This window comes from Peteryoungia aggregata LMG 23059, assembly GCF_030814435.1.
In the GTDB taxonomy this organism is placed as follows: Bacteria; Pseudomonadota; Alphaproteobacteria; order Rhizobiales; family Rhizobiaceae; genus Allorhizobium; species Allorhizobium aggregatum.
This window is the reverse complement of sequence record NZ_JAUSUW010000002.1, coordinates 176,880-192,971: the sequence shown is the minus strand read 5'-3', so window position 1 is coordinate 192,971 and position 16,092 is coordinate 176,880. Positions and strand designations below refer to the sequence as shown.

Sequence of the window (16,092 nt, the reverse complement as noted above, 5' to 3'; positions counted from 1 at the left end):
GGAGCGGGCGCCTTTGTTTTGATCCCCTGCCTGAGATCTGTCGAATATGCTGCAGAATGAATGAATTAGGTCGTTCAGGATTTCTTTAAGATCCGAGGTCCACAGTCGATCTAGCCCAAAAATGGGCGGAAGATCGGCGCGTTTGAGACCGAGGGGAACAGAATGTTCATTGATCGCCTGTTGGCACGCTTCAAGATCCAGACGAAGGTTCTGGTTTTCATCTTGCCCTTTGTCATCAGCATCTCCGCTGTTGGTTTCACCGGCCTCTACGCGTCGAACATGCTGCAGGGCCGGATGGATATCTCCAACACGGTTCTGCAGACCTTGAGCGGCTTCAAGCAGGTCTATGTCGGGATGACCCGATTCCTGCAGACCACCAATGAGGAAACGAGGTCGGCGCTCGACCAGGAGCTGGCAGCGCAGTCAACGGCTCTCGCGACGGCTGCCGAAGGTCTTGCCGGACAGGAAGGCGAGGCGGAGATCCGCAAGGCCATCGCCGGCACTGCAGCCATCACCACCAAAGCTGCTGATCTCTGGACGAGCTATCAGCAGGAGGTGACGCTGCGCCAGGGCGTCGAGTCGGATCTCGCGGCTTTGATGGAGGAGCGCGACAGACTGCTGCAATACGCGACCACTGTTCGTGATGGCCTCGCCGCCGACGAGGCCAAGGCGAAAGGACTGTTGCGCGAGGCCGAGCGGCTGACCCGCGGTGCCAACAGCATTTCGAAGATCGTCTCCGACTTCAACAACCTCGCGACGCCCGCCGAGAAGATGGAGCTGATCAAGCGCGAATTTCCGGCACTGGAAATCGCCTCGACGGAAGTGAATGAAGCGCTGCCGGTCGACCAGAAGGTCGTTGGCTCGGCAATTACCGACAGTCTCGTGCAGATCCGGAAGCAGTTGGAGACCGGCGTCTTCAACGATCAGACGATCGGCGTCGTGGACCGCGCCGTCAACATCATGCGCCCCGCCGGCATCAAGCTTCAGGGAGCTTCGACGATGAAGTCGCGCCAGGCAACCCAGGTTTTCGGTTCCCTTGATCAGCCGATGGCCGCAGCGACCGCTTTGCTCGATGCCACGCGAGATCTGGTCGAGGTGGTCAATGCCGCCGATTCCCGCGCTGCCCGCTTCCTCGGTCAGTCCTCCCCGGGCAATCTCCAGGCGCTGGAGGAGGCGTTGGCAGCTGTGAAGGTCTCCGCCGATGGACTGGCTGGCAAGGTGCCGGCCTCCGCTGACGTCAAGACCCGCATTGAAGCAATCCTTCCACTCGCCGCTTCTGTCGAAACCCGGGCCGGCGAGCTTGTCGCCCTTTCGGCCGAGCGCCTTGCCGCCTATCAGGCTGCCGCTGCCGACATCGATTCCATCTGGCAGGATCTGACGCGTTTCGCCGCCGTCCAGCGTGATGCTGCCGGGTCCGCCCGCGATGCCGTCGACCAGATCTCGTTGACGGCAACCCTCCTCGGTGTCGTCATTGCCGTCTTCGCAGGCATCGGTCTGGTCGTTACCTTCAAGGGACCGATCAACCAGATCACCGCCGCCATGCGTCGCCTGGCGTCCGGCGACCTCGACGCTGCCGTCGCCGCCGATGGCCGTGCCGACGAGATCGGTGAGATGGCCCGGGCCCTTGGCGTCTTCAAGGAGAATGCCATCGCCAAGATTCGTGTCGAAGAGGAGAGCGAGAAGACCCGCGCCGCTGCCGAGGCCGAACGTCTGGCAAACGAAGCCCAGAAGCGCGAGGCCGAGCAGCAGGTGGAATTCGCGGTCCATGCCCTCGCCGCAGGCCTCGAGCGGCTCGCCTCAGGCGACGTCTCCGCCACGATTGACACGCCCTTCACGGGCGGCCTCGAACGCTTGCGCCTCGATTTCAACCGCTCGCTGACCCGCCTGCAAGATACCATCCGCCAGATCCAGTCGAATGTCGGTGCGATCCAGGGCAATGTCCGCCAGATGGCGCATTCGACCGACGAACTCTCCCGCCGCACCGAAAACCAGGCGGCTTCGCTGGAAGAAACCGCCGCAGCCGTCAACGAGGTCACGAGCAATGTCCGCGCCGCCGCCGAGAAGGCGCGCGAGGCGAATGGGATCGTACAGGATACCAGGCGCAATGCCGAGAGTTCCTCCAAGGTGGTCACCGACGCCGTCACGGCCATGACCCGCATAGAACAGGCTTCCGGCCAGATCGAGCAGATCATCGACGTCATCGAGGATATCGCCTTCCAGACCAATCTTCTCGCACTGAATGCCGGCGTCGAGGCCGCCCGCGCCGGGGAGGCGGGCAAGGGCTTCGCCGTCGTGGCGCAGGAAGTCCGCGAACTCGCCCAGCGCTCCGGTCGCGCCGCCAACGAGATCAAGGCGCTCATCCACACGTCCTCCACGGAAGTCAGCGCCGGTGCCAAGCTCGTGCAACAAACCGGCCAGGCACTTGGCACCATTGCCAGCCAGATCACCGAAATCACTGGCCATGTCGAGGCAATCGCCGCGATGAGCCGAGACCAGTCCGTCGCGCTGCAGGAGGTCAACAGTGCTGTTGGTCAGATGGATCAGCTGACGCAGCAGAATGCGGCGATGGTGGAGGAGACATCGGCAGCATCGCGCATGCTGGCCGATGAAGCCGACCAGCTCGTCGGCCTGCTGACGGAGTTCCGCGTCGAGGCGGATCGGCAGCGCTTCGGAAGCCGCGCCGCCTGATTTTGCTCCTCGGATGAATAGGAAAGCCCGGCGCATCGCGTCGGGCTTCTTTGCGTCAGGCTTCCTTCAGGCAGCATGCCTGGCTGTCTCCGGGGTTGGGAATGGTCTCTCTCTGCCGCACCCGCTGTGAACGGTCGAACAGCGCGCGGATGCCCCGTGACCACCCCCGCCACGGCGGTTCGCTGTAGCTGGCGTAGAATTCGTCCTCGGACAGGCGCTCGCGTCCGCCCAGTTGTTGTTGAAGGATGATGATGGAATATGCCGCATAGACTTCATGCATGACGGATGTCCTCTCGTGGATGCCGTCCTCTCTTCTATTCCTCAAATTCGGATGCATGAACATCAGTCTTTGTGCTATGTCTTTCATCTATGAAAAGAATAGCCTGGGATTCCTATCAGCTATTTCTCGCTGTCGCCCGCCAGGGCGGCTTGACGGCAGCCGCCGAGGTGACGGGTCTGAGTGCGGCGACCCTTGGCCGGCGCATGGTCGAACTTGAACAGGCGCTGGGACGGGAGCTCTTTCTGCGCAGCCAGACCGGGTACCGTCTGACGGCGGACGGTGGCCAGTTGCTGGAGCATCTGGTTGAACTGGAGGCCGGCAGCCGGCGGGTTGAAGAATGGCGCCGCGGTGCCTCGGGCCAGTCCCTTGTCCGCATCAGCCTGGGCACCTGGATCGCCTGGCTTCTCTGCCAGAACATGTCGGTGATCCGCACCCCACGCGATGACTTTCGCATCGACCTTCATGTCGCCGAACACCGTGCCCGGCTCGCCCATCGTGAAAGTGACGTCGGCATCCGTGCATTTGAACCCGAAGAACCGAACCTCGCGGCCATCCCGGCTGGCGAGGTGGCCTATGCGGCTTACAAGGCGCGCAACAGGCAATGGCTGGGGCCTGAGCCCTGGGTCGCGGTGGACGATGAGAACGCTGTCTCTGCCTACCTGCGCTGGCCGCGCCAGCAAGCGACCGACCGAATCGCGGTGTCCGTCAACAGGCCGCGCTCGCTGAGAGATCTGATCAGGGCAGGCGCAGGTCTGTCCGTTCTTCCCTGCTTTGTCGGCGATCTCGATCCGACGCTTGAACGGGCCGGTGAGGAGATCCCGGAGCTGCGCCATCGCCAGTGGATCGTGATGAACAATGACGACCGTCACCGCAGCGATATCCGCACCGTCGCCGACCGGCTTGCGAAACTCCTGAAGTCCCACCGGGATATTCTGGCGGGCAAGCGCCCCAGCACCAGCGGCTGAATACAAAGGAAAAACCCCGCACGACGATCCGCTCCTCCCCCGAGGCGATCATCGTGCGGGAACCGGTCCGGAGGTCAGGTGCCGGACGGGGGATAGGCTGGTAGTTCAGGCGGCCTGATGGTTGCCCTGGGTCACGATGACGGGGATCAGCAGATCACCCCAGTTGCCGTCGCCACCATGATGGCGGGCGGAGCGAACGAGCTCAACCGAGACGCCGGCATCGACGGCCTTCATGATCGAATGGTTGAGACGGTGCAGGTCGTTGGCCAGCATGCGGATCATCGCCTGCTGATCGGTGCTCATCGCCGAGGACTGTTCTTCGGCGCGTTCCTTGACTCGGGTCTGGGGTGTCATGGCATTTCTCCTCTTGGTGTTGGGGTTCTTGAACTGTTGATCTCGTGAAGCTCGGCCCCTCATCCGGCTGCCGCCACCTTCTCCCCGCAAGCGGGGAGAAGACGCACGACGACGCGTCGGTCTCAGGGCTCCCTCTCCCCGCTTGCGGGGAGAGGGTAGGGTGAGGGGCGATCGCCCAGGTTACTCAGCCGCCGGCTTGAATTGCTCGGTTTCGGTCGATTCCTTCATCGCTGTTGTCGAGGACTGGCCGGCGGTGATGGCAAGCGAGACTGCGTCGAAATAGCCGGTGCCGACTTCGCGCTGGTGCTTGGTCGCGGTGTAGCCGTTGACCTCGGCGGCGAATTCCGCCTCCTGCAGCTCCGAATAGGCCGCCATCTGGCGATCCTTGTAGCCGCGCGCCAGTTCGAACATGCCGTAGTTCAGCTGGTGGAAGCCGGCGAGCGTGATGAACTGGAACTTGTAGCCCATCGCACCGAGTTCACGCTGGAACTTGGCGATCGTCGCGTCGTCGAGATGCTTCTTCCAGTTGAAGGAAGGCGAGCAGTTATAGGCGAGCTTCTTGCCCGGATGGACCTTGTGAACAGCTTCCGCGAACTTGCGGGCCTGTTCGAGATCCGGCTTGCCGGTCTCCATCCAGATCATGTCGCAATAGGGTGCGTAAGCGATTGCACGTGCAATGCAGGGCTCGATGCCGTTCTTCACCTGATAGAAGCCTTCCGCCGTGCGGCCCGCATCATAGTCGACGAAGGGCTGGTCACGTTCGTCGATGTCGGAGGTGAGCAGCTTCGCGGCTTCCGCATCGGTGCGGGCAACGATCAGCGTCGGAACACCCATGATGTCGGCGGCAAGACGGGCAGCCGTCAGGTTGCGGATATGAGCCGCCGTCGGGATCAGAACCTTGCCGCCCAGATGGCCGCATTTCTTTTCCGAAGCGAGCTGATCCTCGAAGTGAACGCCTGCAGCACCGGCTTCGATGAAGGCCTTCATGATTTCGAAGGCGTTCAACGGTCCGCCGAAACCGGCTTCTGCATCGGCAACGATCGGGGCGAACCAGGTGTCGACCGACAGGCCCTTGCCTTCCTGCGTCTCGATCTGGTCGGCGCGCTGGAGCGTCCGGTTTATGCGCTTGGCCAATTCCGGTGCGGCATTCGCCGGATAGAGCGACTGATCCGGATACATTGCAGACGCCGTGTTGGCATCGGCAGCGACCTGCCAGCCCGAGAGATAAATGGCCTTCAGACCCGCACGGACCATCTGCATGGCCTGGTTGCCGGAGAGCGCGCCGAGCGCATTGATGAAGGGCTCTTCGTTGATCAGCTGCCACAGGCGGTTCGCACCCATTTCCGCAAGCGTGTACTTGATCTCGACGGAGCCGCGCAGGCGCTTGACGTCTGCTGCAGTGTAGGGACGATCGATACCGTCATAGCGGCCCTTCGGGGCATTCGGAACGAGATTGTAAAATTCAGTCATGACGTGTCTCCCTGTCACTGCGAGGCGCTGACCAAGTGAAGTTCTTCGGGTGTGCTTGGTCGCTTCTGATGTGACTAGATTTACATCGCACTGCAAAACACGGCCAGAAAATTCGATAAAACAACGGGATGAAAGAGGTTAGGCTGTCTTGTCTTTGACAAGGTGCGCGTGTAAATTTGTAAATTCAGTCAAGAAGAGTGAGGCGCCGAGTTCGGCAAATCTTGTAAAGGAGCTGTAAAATGGCAGAGCGCAAGATCTTCGCAGGCCCGCGTGTCCGCCGTATCAGGAACGGCCTGGGCCTCACTCAGACAGCCATGGCCGAGGCGCTCGAGATTTCTCCCTCCTATCTCAATCTGATCGAGCGCAATCAGCGCCCGCTCACGGTCCAGCTGCTGCTCAAGCTCGCCTCCGTCTACAAGGTCGATCTGGATGAGCTGCAGGGTGAGGCGGGCGGCTCGACGAGCCAGTTGCGCGAAGTCTTCGCTGATCCGCTGCTGTCAGGCGAACTCCCCGGCGATCAGGAGCTGATCGAAGTGGCGGAGGCTGCGCCCAATGCTGCAAGTGGTATTGTCAAGCTTTACCGCGCCTATCGAGAACAGGCGGCACGCCTCTCCGATCTCGCCGATCTCCTCGCCCGCGAGGGGCACGAGACCTCTCTGTCAGGCGCCCGCCTGCCGATCGATGAGGTCCGCGAAGTCTTCGAGCGCCGACCGAATTATTTCGCCCGGCTCGACGAGGCGGCCGAGAGTTTCCATGCCGGTCTTGGTCTGTCTCCGGGAGATGACTTGGCAGTGGCTCTCAAGGCCTGGCTTCGTTCGACCCATGGCATCGTGGTCCGCGCGCTTCCCGTCCAGACCATGCCCTCACTGCGGCGCCGCTATGATCGCCATTCCATGCGCCTCTTCCTCTCGGAGCGCTTGTCGCCGTTTGATCAACTGCGCGAGGTTGCCATGGAAGTGGTGCTTCTGGCGCTCGGCGAAGATGTCCAGGCAGAGCTTGAGCTCCTTGAGCTGTCGTCCGGCGAGGCGCGCCGCATCGCCCGGTTCGAACTGGCGCGCTACACGGCGCACGCCCTGATGATGCCTTATGGCGCATTCCTCTCGGCCGCCATCCGAGGCCGTTACGACATCGATGTGCTGCGAGCCCGTTTCAATGTCTCCTTCGAGCAGGCCGCGAACCGACTGACCATGATGCAGCGCCCTGGCGCAACAGGCGTGCCCTTCTTCATGATGGAGATCGACAATGCCGGAAACCGCTTCCGCCGGGCAGGCGCAGCAGGCTTCCCGCATTCGAAGTTCGGCGGCGGCTGTCCCAAGCTCAATGTGCATGCCGCCTTCTCCCAGCCGGGTCAGGTTCTGGTCGAGCAGGTCGAGATGCCTGATGGAAGTGGCTTCCTGACCATCTCTCGAACGCTCGAGGGCCCGCAAGCCGCTTTCGGTGAGCGTATCCGGCGTACGGCACTCCTGGTTGGCTGCGATACCGCGAACCGCGACGAGGTCGCTTATGCGGCCGCTCTGCCGGATCGTGCCGTGCCGGCAATTGCGATAGGCTCCGCCTGTCGACTGTGTGAAAGATCCGGCTGCCTCGCGCGCGCCGAGCCGCCGCTCACCCGGCCACTCGGACTGGACGAAATGGTCACGGGCCTCTCCGCTTTCGATTTCCAGTGACATGACAGCGCCCGATAAAGCATTCGCGACTGCGAAGATTTTCGCTTGTCGCCCGTCCAATTCCTTTCTAGTCTCTTAAAAAAACAACGGGAATGGCATCGGGGGCTAATCGCTCTCCGGCTGGAACAGGAGAAAAAATGAAGGCTCATTTCATCCGTACGGCGTCGGTAGCACTGGCGACGATCTTCATCGCATCGGCTGTCCAGGCGCAGGAACGCGTCGTCAACGTCTACAACTGGTCGGACTATATCGACGAGTCGGTGCTGGAAGACTTTACCAAGGAGACCGGCATCAAGGTCGTCTATGACGTCTTCGATTCGAACGAATTGCTGGAGACCAAGCTGCTGGCCGGCGGTTCGGGGTATGACGTTGTGGTCCCCACTGCCCCCTTCCTCGCACGTCAGATCCAGGCCGGCGTCTTCCAGAAGCTCGACAAGTCGAAGCTCCCCAACCTGGCGAACATGTGGCCGATGGTTTCGGAAAGGCTGGCAAAATACGATCCCGGCAACGAATATGCCGTGAACTACATGTGGGGCACCACGGGCATCGGCTACAATGTCGCCAAGGTCAAGGAAGCGCTCGGCGCCGATTTCGCCGTTGACAGCTGGGATGCGATCTTCAAGCCGGAGAATGCCGAGAAGCTGAAGGCCTGCGGCATCAACATCCTCGATGCGTCGGACGAGACCTTTGCGATTGCAATGAACTACATCGGCAAGGATCCGGACAGCAAGGAAACGGCTGATCTGGAAGCCGGTGGCGAAGTCTACCAGAAGATCCGCCCCTCGGTCCGCACCTTCAATTCCTCTGCCTATATCGATGACCTAGCCAATGGCGACGTTTGCGTGACGATCGGCTGGTCGGGCGATATCCTGCAGGCCAAGGCCCGCGCCGAGGAAGCCAAGAACGGTGTCGAGATCAACTACGTGATCCCGAAGGAAGGCACCTATATGTGGTTCGACAACATGGCGATCCCGACAGACGCCAAGAATGTCGCCGAAGCGCACGAGTTCATCAATTTCCTGATGCGTCCAGACGTCATCGCCAAGGCCTCCAACTACGTTCAGTATGCCAACGGCAACCTGGCGTCCAAGGAATTGCTGGATCCGGAAGTCAAGGACAATCCGGCCGTCTATCCGCCGGAAGACGTCATGGCCAAACTTTTCACCATCTCTCCATACGGTCCGCGCGAACAACGCGTGCTGAACCGGGTCTGGACTCAGATCAAGACCGGTAGCTGATCAGAGAAACAACTCGCCGGGCGCCCCAAGCGCCCGGCGAATTTCTTCATGCTCGGGGTAACAAGAAAAGAACGGCTGGGTTTGGTAATGGCGAAGACACTGGGACCTGTTAAGCGTAAATTCTCTCCTTGGACCGATCCGGATGCCATTCCTTTCATCCGCTTCGAAAACGTCACCAAGCGCTTCGGCGATTTCGTCGCCGTCGATAACTTGAGCCTCGACATCTACGAGCGCGAATTCTTCTCGCTGCTCGGTCCATCCGGGTGTGGCAAGACCACGCTCATGCGCATGCTGGCCGGCTTCGAAGAACCTACCTCCGGTCGGATCCTCCTGCAGGGACAGGATCTCTCCGGTGTGCCGCCCTATAAGCGGCCAACCAACATGATGTTCCAGTCCTATGCGCTGTTCCCGCATATGACGGTCGAGAAGAATATCGCCTTTGGCCTCGAGCAGGACAACCTGCCGAGGGGCGAGATTGAGGCCCGCGTTCAGGAAATGCTGAAGCTGGTGAAGCTCGACCAGTTCGCCAAGCGCAAACCCAACCAGCTCTCCGGCGGTCAGCGCCAGCGCGTGGCGCTCGCCCGCTCGCTGGCCAAGCGCCCCAAGGTCCTGCTGCTCGACGAACCGCTCGGCGCGCTGGACCGCAAACTGCGTGAGGAAACCCAGTTCGAGCTGATGGACATCCAGACCAAGCTCGGTCTCACCTTCCTTATCGTCACCCATGACCAGGAAGAGGCGATGACCGTCTCCGACCGCATCGCCGTGATGGACAAGGGCATCCTCGTCCAGGTTGCGACACCCGCCGAAATCTACGAGGCGCCGAACTCGCGCTACGTCGCGGACTTCATCGGCGACATCAACATTCTTGAGGCCCGGGTCGAATCCAAGGAAAGCCATGCTGCCGGAGACCTGGTGCGGATCGACAGCGACGGCGTGAAAATCGCTGTTGAGCAGCATTGCGAGGCGAATTCGGGCGACAATGTCGCCTTCGCCATTCGCCCCGAGAAGATCCGGATCTCGACCTCGCAGCCCGAAGGAACGGCCTCCAACGCGCTGCATGGTGAGGTCTGGGACATCGGCTATCTCGGGGACTTTTCCGTGTTCATCGTCCGTCTTGACGACGGTCGCATGTTCCGGGCCGCACAGGCCAATGTCTCCCGCCTCGTCGATCGCCCGATCACCTTCGGGGATATGGTCTGGTTGTCCTGGTCGGCGGATGCCGGCCTCGTCCTGACACGCTGAGGAGGGCGCCATGGCCGACAGCATCGTCGCATCCAAGGCAGGGCCGGGCCGTTGGCTGGTTGTCCTCATTCCCTATCTCTGGATGGCGCTCTTCTTCCTGACGCCCTTCCTGATCATCGTGAAGATCTCGCTGTCCGACACGGCGATCGCCATGCCGCCCTACACGCCGGTGCTGGAGGGGTTTGCCGCGATCGGCGACTTCATCTCGCAACTGGATTTCGAGAACTACATCTTCCTCACCGAAGATTCGCTCTACTTCAACGCCTATGTGTCGTCGCTGCGCATCGCGGTGATTTCCACCTTTCTCCTGCTGTTGATCGGCTACCCCATGGCGCTGGCCATGGCACGCGCCTCGGTCACCATCCGCCCGACCCTGGTCATGCTGGTCATCCTGCCCTTCTGGACCTCCTTCCTGATCCGCGTCTATGCCTGGATCGGCATCCTGAAGCCGGAAGGCCTTCTGACCGTCTTGCTGCAGTCGGTGGGTCTCATGGATGAAGGCAGCCAGGTCCAGATCTTCCGCACCGAGATCGCCGTCTTCATCGGCATCGTCTATTCCTATCTGCCCTTCATGGTCCTGCCGCTTTACTCCGCCCTGGAAAAGATGGACGGAACGCTGCTGGAAGCCGCGAGCGACCTTGGTTGCCCGCCCTGGAAGGCCTTCTGGAAGATCACCTTCCCGCTTTCGATCCCGGGCGTGATCGCCGGATCGATGATCTGCTTCATCCCGATCACCGGTGAATTCGTCATCCCCGATCTGCTCGGTGGCGCCGACACCCTGATGATCGGCAAGACGTTGTGGACCGAGTTCTTCGGCAACCGCGACTGGCCGCTCGCATCCGCCGTCGCAGTGCTTCTCCTCCTCATTCTGGTCGTGCCCATCGCCATCTTCCAGAACCAGCAGCAGAAAGTGTGAGGGCGGATCGATGAAACCCGGAAAATTCGATGGCACGATCCTGACGATCTGTTTTGCCTTCCTCTACATCCCGATCCTGATCCTCGTGATCTACTCCTTCAACGAGTCGAAGCTGGTCACGGTCTGGGGCGGCTTCTCGCTCAAATGGTATGGCGAGATGTGGCGCAATGACGGGCTTATGAGTGCGGCCTGGGTCACGCTGCAGGTGGGGCTGCTCAGTGCTTCGCTCGGCACGGTTCTGGGCACGCTGGCGGCCCTGACACTTGTGCGCTATGGCCGTTTCCGCGGTCGCCTGCTGTTTTCCGGCATGGTCTACGCGCCTCTCGTCATGCCGGAAGTCATCACCGGCCTGTCGCTGCTGCTCCTATTCGTCGCGGTCGGACTCGACCGTGGCCTGCTCACTGTGGTCATCGCGCACACCACCTTCACCATGTGCTACGTGGCCATCGTCGTGCAGTCGCGGCTTCTCACCTTCGACATGAGCCTGGAAGAGGCCGCCCAGGATCTTGGCTGCCCACCGGTCAAAACCTTCTTCAAGGTGACCCTGCCGCTCATCCTGCCGGCGGTCATCTCTGGCTGGATGCTTGCCTTCACCCTGTCTCTGGATGATCTCGTTATCGCGAGCTTTACGACGGGCCCCGGTGCGACCACGCTGCCGATCAAGATCTATTCGCAGGTTCGCCTCGGTGTCACGCCGGAGATCAACGCGGTCTGCACGATCCTGATCGGGATCGTCACCATCGGGGTGATCATCGCGTCGATCGGGACGAAGCAGCGCGAACTGCAGCGCCAGCGTGACGAGCATGTCGCCGCCCGTGGCACTATGGTCTGATTGCGCTTCCTGCCGTTCCGGTCACGCCCGGGGCGGCATCAGCAGATAGGTGACCAGCCAGATGGGAAGGATCACTGCGGCGCCCATCAGCATGCGTGGTGCAGCCCAGGCAAAGGTGGAGACAAGTCCGTTTTGAATATCCTCGGCCGTCACGCCCACGCTGTCGAGAACGGCCCTTGGGGTAATGCCGAAGAACGACAGCAGGGTGCCCGCCAGCAGCGACGCCAGCGCCAGTTTCATAAAGCCGGATAGCATTGCCTGCACGTATCGTCCCCGTGTCGCAGCGATTCGGACCATTCTAGTATCTGAAAACACGAATGGAACAGCGCGCAGCGAGACGACCGGACCTTTATTGCCCCGCGACCGGTACCGGGGGGATCGGCGAGATCACCGGATCGCTCCATCCGCCGCCGATGAAGAAGCGCAGCGGGATTGTGGTTCCCGGCTCAGCGGCGGTGTCGGACAGTTCCCCGGTCAACGCGAGCGCCTTGCGGCTATAGGGAACGATGCCGCTCAGAAGGAGCGTTTCGCTATCGCCGACGATCCGCGCCTTCTCCACTTCCGCAGAGCCATCCGAGAACCGCAATGACATGTCGAAGCTGCGATAGTCAAAGCCACCCGATCCTGCAGCACTCAGCTGGAAATAGGCCCTGTCGGCAGAGAGCCGCCTCAGGCCCTCAGTATCGAAGCCGAGGATTTCGCCATTGTCGGCGGCAATCTCCAGCTTTCCCGACATTGCCTCCACGTTTTGCCGCCAGCCGGTTCCGACCAGCTTGGCATCCAGCGTCAGCGTGCCGGTTCCCTTCAGCGAAGGCCCCTCGATCGCGAAGCCCGACATCAGCGATGCAAGATCCACCTTCTCCATCATCACCGAAAGCTGTGCTCCCCTGTCGAAGCCTTCGCCACTACCGGAGAGACGGGCCGAGAACATACCGCCGAGAAAGCGCGTGTCGCCGATCACCAGCGTCAATGCATCTCCCCGCCCGACCAGGCTGGCCCCGAGGTCGGTGAGGCGAAAAGCCTGGAAGGCTGCCGTAGAAGCCGAAAGCCGCATATCCACGTCCACCCAACCGGTGAGGCTCGGCAGCCGGACATTCGCGCGATCCCCCACATCGATCGATAGCGCCTGCAAAAGGTCGCCGATTTCGAGGTGGTCGAGCGCCAAGGTCCCGCTCAGAAGCGGTTTGCCGTCCGGACGCTTTTTCAGGGTCAGGATGCCGTCGCCGCGGCTGTCGTTGATCTCGACCCGGAGGCCTTCGAATTGCCATTCCTGGCCGGCGTCAGTCACGCTGGCCTTGAGCGAGGCGCTGCGCCAGCGCTCCGTCCCCGCGAGCCGGACACCGAGAGATGCCGAGGTTTGCGGCACGTCCGCGACCTGTATGTCGATGTCGGCGGCCACGATGCTGCTGTGACGCGTGTTGACGAGACCATCGATCGCCCCGTTGATGCCGGATACACTGGTCGACAGGTTGATCTGGCTGTCTTCTCCGCCGATCAACAGGAGCGGTGTCGGCGTCTGGAGTGACAGGGTAACCGGACGGTCGTTGAGCTGGAAGCTTGCCTTGCCGGAGAGCGGCGCCGACAGTTCCGGCCATTCGATCCTGGCGCTGACGGCATTGAGGGCGACATGGTGACCGCTGCCGCGATCGACCACGATGATTTCGCCATCCACGACATCCACCGATCCGATTTCCGCATCGGTGGCTTCCGGGGCAGGCAGTGTGTTCTGCGTTCGCGCCAGCGCCGCGCGCACGGCCTCGCTCAATCGGCCCTGATTGGTCCAGTCCAGCCGGCCATCCGCACCCCGCCAGATGCGGATGCGGGGACGCTCAAACCGGAACGCGCTGAAGTCGGGCTTGCCCCTGAGCGATGACAGCAGGCCGAAGCGGGCGGACAGCCTGTCAATCTCGCCTAGGATCTGGCGTTCGCCGCCAATGGTGCGGCTGACTGTGACGCCGGTCAGCGTGACCTCGGGCTCCGGCCAGAAGCGCACCTCGGGCACGTCATCAATCGACACGTCGTGCCCGGTCCATTCCGCGATTGACGCAGCGATCGCGGAGCGGACAACGGAACTCGAAATCAGATAGGGGGCTGTCAGGCGCAGTGCGAAGAACAGGACAAGGATGAGGGCGATCAACGACAGGCCAAGCCTGATCAAGCCTCGGCGTCGCCAGACGGGGCGCTGAGCCACCGGGCTTGAAGAATGGCCGTTGCTTGGTGAAGTCGTCATATCGCTTACGGGTCCGGCAGGTTGGTCGAACTCTTGTCGCCGGATATAGGAAATGCACCAAAGGTGCAAACAAATGGTCCGGTTCAGGCGCTGTGCCCGTCTTTATATTGCACCGCAGTATGTTATACCGAACCATCATTGTGGAGGAACAGCATGACCGGACCAGCAGCCCTATGGACACCCTCTGACGCCTTCAAGGCGGCACAGCCTCTGACATTGTTCATGCAGTGGTGCGGCCGTCGCCATGGGACTGCCTTCGATGACTACGAGCAGTTCTATCGCTGGTCGATCGAAGACAGGGAGGGCTTCTGGTCGGCAGTCTGGGACTATTGCGGCGTCCGGGGCGACAAGGGAGAGATTGCGCTCGCCGATGGCGAGGACATGCTGAAAGCGAGGTTCTTCCCGCAGGCGAAGCTGAACTTTGCCGAAAACCTCCTGGCCCATGCGGGCGAGGGCGATGCGATGATCTTCCGCGGTGAAAACAAGGCGTCTGATCGCTGGTCCTGGCAGCGTCTGACGGCAACCGTCTCACGTCTGCAACAGGCCCTCGCGGCCATGGGAATCGGCGAGGGCGATCGCGTCGCGGCGATGATGCCCAACATGCCTGAAACCGTCGCCCTGATGCTGGCAGCCACGTCACTCGGTGCGATCTGGTCGTCCTGCTCGCCCGATTTCGGGGATCAGGGCGTGCTCGACCGCTTCGGTCAGATTGAGCCCAAGCTGTTCGTCGCCTGTGATGGTTACTGGTACAACGGCAAGCGTCAGGATGTCGCCGACAAGGTGGTGGCTGTTGCCGCCAAGCTCGACATTCCCGTTCTTGTGATCCCCTATGCGGGGGACACCCCAGCGCTCCTCTCCCGGCTTTCGGATGGCCGCAGCTTTGACCAGTTCATAGCTCCCTTCTCGGTCAAGGATATCGAATACCGCAGGCTGCCCTTTGCCCATCCGGTCTACATCCTCTTTTCTTCAGGCACGACCGGTGTGCCCAAGTGCATCGTGCATTCCGCCGGCGGCACACTGCTGCAGCACCTGAAGGAGCAGCGTTTCCATTGCGGGCTCCAGGCGGGCGAAAAACTCTTCTATTTCACCACCTGCGGCTGGATGATGTGGAACTGGCTGGTTTCCGGTCTCGCCTGTGGCGCGACCCTGTGCCTCTATGACGGTTCGCCCTTCTATCCCGACGGCAACGTATTGTTCGATTATGCTGCCGACGAGAAATTCGCGATCTTTGGCACCTCGGCCAAATATATCGACGCCGTGCGCAAGGGCGGCCTGACACCCAAAGTCTCGCATGATCTCTCAAGCCTGAGGCTGATGACCTCGACCGGCTCGCCGCTGTCTCCCGAAGGCTTTTCCTTCGTCTACGAAGGCATCAAGGATGATATCCAGCTGGCCTCCATCTCCGGCGGCACCGACATTGTCTCCTGCTTCGTGCTCGGCAATCCGCTGAAGCCCGTCTGGCGTGGCGAAATCCAGGGGCCGGGCCTTGGCCTGGCCGTGGATGTCTGGGACGACGACGGCAAACCGGTGCGCGGCGAGAAGGGTGAACTCGTCTGCTCCCGGGCCTTCCCCTCCATGCCGGTCATGTTTTGGAATGATCCTGATGGAGCCAAGTACCGCGCCGCCTATTTCGATCGCTTCGACAACATCTGGTGCCATGGCGATTTCGCCGAGTGGACGGAGCATGATGGTATCGTCATCCACGGGCGTTCCGATGCGACCCTCAATCCGGGTGGCGTGCGCATCGGTACGGCCGAGATTTACAACCAGGTCGAGCAGATGGATGAAGTGGTCGAGGCGATCTGCATCGGTCAGGACTGGGAGGACGATGTTCGCGTCATCCTCTTCGTCCGTCTGGCGCCGGGCATCACGCTGACCGAAGAACTCGAAAAGGCGATCAAGGCGAAGATCCGAACGGGAGCATCCCCCCGCCATGTGCCGGCGAAGGTGATAGAAGTTGCCGATATTCCGCGCACCAAGTCGGGCAAGATCGTCGAGCTTGCGGTCCGCGAGGTGGTCCATGGTCGCCCGGTGAAGAACAAGGAAGCATTGGCCAATCCGGAGGCACTCAGCCTGTTTGCCGACCTGCCGCAACTGCGCTCCTGACGAAAACGTGTACCGAAAGGCAGCAATTTCAGGGCAATACCTCAAATGTTGGGTACCTGGCTGCCTGACACGGTAAGGTTCTCTTAACTGGCATTCGGCAAGAC

Annotated in this window: 13 protein-coding genes; 8 read left to right on the top strand and 5 right to left on the bottom strand. The window is 61.4% G+C overall.

The window, feature by feature from the left end:
• Window positions 1-162: 162 nt before the first annotated feature.
• On the top strand, window positions 163-2,688 hold the full coding sequence (locus tag J2045_RS03830) for a methyl-accepting chemotaxis protein (protein ID WP_307369592.1): 2,526 nt from the start codon (window positions 163-165) through the stop codon (window positions 2,686-2,688).
• A 55-nt stretch (window positions 2,689-2,743) separates the two neighbouring features.
• Here the strand turns inward: J2045_RS03830 and J2045_RS03825 are convergent, their stop codons facing one another.
• Window positions 2,744-2,968: a hypothetical protein gene (locus tag J2045_RS03825; RefSeq protein ID WP_307369590.1), complete on the bottom strand. Its 225-nt coding sequence runs from the start codon at window positions 2,966-2,968 to the stop codon at window positions 2,744-2,746.
• A gap of 89 nt (window positions 2,969-3,057) precedes the next feature.
• Here J2045_RS03825 and J2045_RS03820 point away from each other — a divergent pair, with 89 nt between their 5' ends.
• On the top strand, window positions 3,058-3,933 hold the full coding sequence (locus J2045_RS03820; protein ID WP_307369588.1) for a LysR family transcriptional regulator: 876 nt from the start codon (window positions 3,058-3,060) through the stop codon (window positions 3,931-3,933).
• A 105-nt stretch (window positions 3,934-4,038) separates the two neighbouring features.
• Here J2045_RS03820 and J2045_RS03815 read toward each other — a convergent pair whose 3' ends face one another.
• Together J2045_RS03815 and aceA are read right to left on the bottom strand one after the other, a co-directional pair.
• On the bottom strand, window positions 4,039-4,287 hold the full coding sequence (locus J2045_RS03815; protein WP_054150807.1) for an SMc00767 family acetate metabolism repressor: 249 nt from the start codon (window positions 4,285-4,287) through the stop codon (window positions 4,039-4,041).
• A gap of 180 nt (window positions 4,288-4,467) precedes the next feature.
• Window positions 4,468-5,757, bottom strand: coding sequence for an isocitrate lyase (gene aceA / locus J2045_RS03810; protein ID WP_307369581.1), 1,290 nt, complete (start codon window positions 5,755-5,757; stop codon window positions 4,468-4,470).
• 239 nt (window positions 5,758-5,996) lie between these two features.
• Here aceA and J2045_RS03805 point away from each other — a divergent pair, with 239 nt between their 5' ends.
• The 5 genes from J2045_RS03805 to J2045_RS03785 all read left to right on the top strand — a co-directional run bounded on the left by J2045_RS03805 (window position 5,997) and on the right by J2045_RS03785 (window position 11,652).
• On the top strand, window positions 5,997-7,424 hold the full coding sequence (locus J2045_RS03805; RefSeq protein WP_307369579.1) for a helix-turn-helix domain-containing protein: 1,428 nt from the start codon (window positions 5,997-5,999) through the stop codon (window positions 7,422-7,424).
• A 137-nt stretch (window positions 7,425-7,561) separates the two neighbouring features.
• Window positions 7,562-8,662: a polyamine ABC transporter substrate-binding protein gene (locus J2045_RS03800; RefSeq protein ID WP_307369574.1), complete on the top strand. Its 1,101-nt coding sequence runs from the start codon at window positions 7,562-7,564 to the stop codon at window positions 8,660-8,662.
• 87 nt (window positions 8,663-8,749) lie between these two features.
• A complete protein-coding gene (locus J2045_RS03795; RefSeq protein ID WP_307369572.1) occupies window positions 8,750-9,904 on the top strand; it encodes an ABC transporter ATP-binding protein in 1,155 nt (384 codons plus the stop codon).
• Window positions 9,905-9,914: 10 nt separating this feature from the next.
• The gene (locus J2045_RS03790) at window positions 9,915-10,820 is read left to right on the top strand and encodes an ABC transporter permease subunit (protein ID WP_166600711.1); all 906 of its coding nucleotides are present in this window, start codon (window positions 9,915-9,917) and stop codon (window positions 10,818-10,820) included.
• Between the two features lie 10 nt (window positions 10,821-10,830).
• Complete coding sequence (locus J2045_RS03785; protein WP_166600712.1) at window positions 10,831-11,652, top strand: ABC transporter permease; 822 nt, start codon at window positions 10,831-10,833, stop codon at window positions 11,650-11,652.
• Window positions 11,653-11,673: 21 nt separating this feature from the next.
• Here the strand turns inward: J2045_RS03785 and J2045_RS03780 are convergent, their stop codons facing one another.
• Both J2045_RS03780 and J2045_RS03775 read right to left on the bottom strand, forming a co-directional pair.
• Window positions 11,674-11,907, bottom strand: a complete 234-nt coding sequence (locus J2045_RS03780) for a DUF6460 domain-containing protein (protein ID WP_307370089.1) — start codon at window positions 11,905-11,907, stop codon at window positions 11,674-11,676.
• Between the two features lie 94 nt (window positions 11,908-12,001).
• Entirely contained in the window at window positions 12,002-13,810 is a 1,809-nt protein-coding gene (locus J2045_RS03775) for an AsmA family protein (RefSeq protein ID WP_307369569.1), read from the bottom strand.
• Window positions 13,811-14,035: 225 nt separating this feature from the next.
• Between J2045_RS03775 and J2045_RS03770 the strand changes: the two genes are divergently transcribed.
• Complete coding sequence (locus J2045_RS03770; RefSeq protein WP_307369567.1) at window positions 14,036-15,988, top strand: acetoacetate--CoA ligase; 1,953 nt, start codon at window positions 14,036-14,038, stop codon at window positions 15,986-15,988.
• The last annotated feature ends 104 nt before the right edge of the window (window positions 15,989-16,092 follow it).

Coding starts and splice junctions, on each gene's coding strand:
- J2045_RS03830 (WP_307369592.1), top strand. CDS start 163: ATGTTCATTGATCGCCTGTTGGCACGCTTCAAGATCCAGACGAAGGTT.
- J2045_RS03825 (WP_307369590.1), bottom strand. CDS start 2,968: ATGCATGAAGTCTATGCGGCATATTCCATCATCATCCTTCAACAACAA.
- J2045_RS03820 (WP_307369588.1), top strand. CDS start 3,058: ATGAAAAGAATAGCCTGGGATTCCTATCAGCTATTTCTCGCTGTCGCC.
- J2045_RS03815 (WP_054150807.1), bottom strand. CDS start 4,287: ATGACACCCCAGACCCGAGTCAAGGAACGCGCCGAAGAACAGTCCTCG.
- aceA (WP_307369581.1), bottom strand. CDS start 5,757: ATGACTGAATTTTACAATCTCGTTCCGAATGCCCCGAAGGGCCGCTAT.
- J2045_RS03805 (WP_307369579.1), top strand. CDS start 5,997: ATGGCAGAGCGCAAGATCTTCGCAGGCCCGCGTGTCCGCCGTATCAGG.
- J2045_RS03800 (WP_307369574.1), top strand. CDS start 7,562: ATGAAGGCTCATTTCATCCGTACGGCGTCGGTAGCACTGGCGACGATC.
- J2045_RS03795 (WP_307369572.1), top strand. CDS start 8,750: ATGGCGAAGACACTGGGACCTGTTAAGCGTAAATTCTCTCCTTGGACC.
- J2045_RS03790 (WP_166600711.1), top strand. CDS start 9,915: ATGGCCGACAGCATCGTCGCATCCAAGGCAGGGCCGGGCCGTTGGCTG.
- J2045_RS03785 (WP_166600712.1), top strand. CDS start 10,831: ATGAAACCCGGAAAATTCGATGGCACGATCCTGACGATCTGTTTTGCC.
- J2045_RS03780 (WP_307370089.1), bottom strand. CDS start 11,907: ATGCTATCCGGCTTTATGAAACTGGCGCTGGCGTCGCTGCTGGCGGGC.
- J2045_RS03770 (WP_307369567.1), top strand. CDS start 14,036: ATGACCGGACCAGCAGCCCTATGGACACCCTCTGACGCCTTCAAGGCG.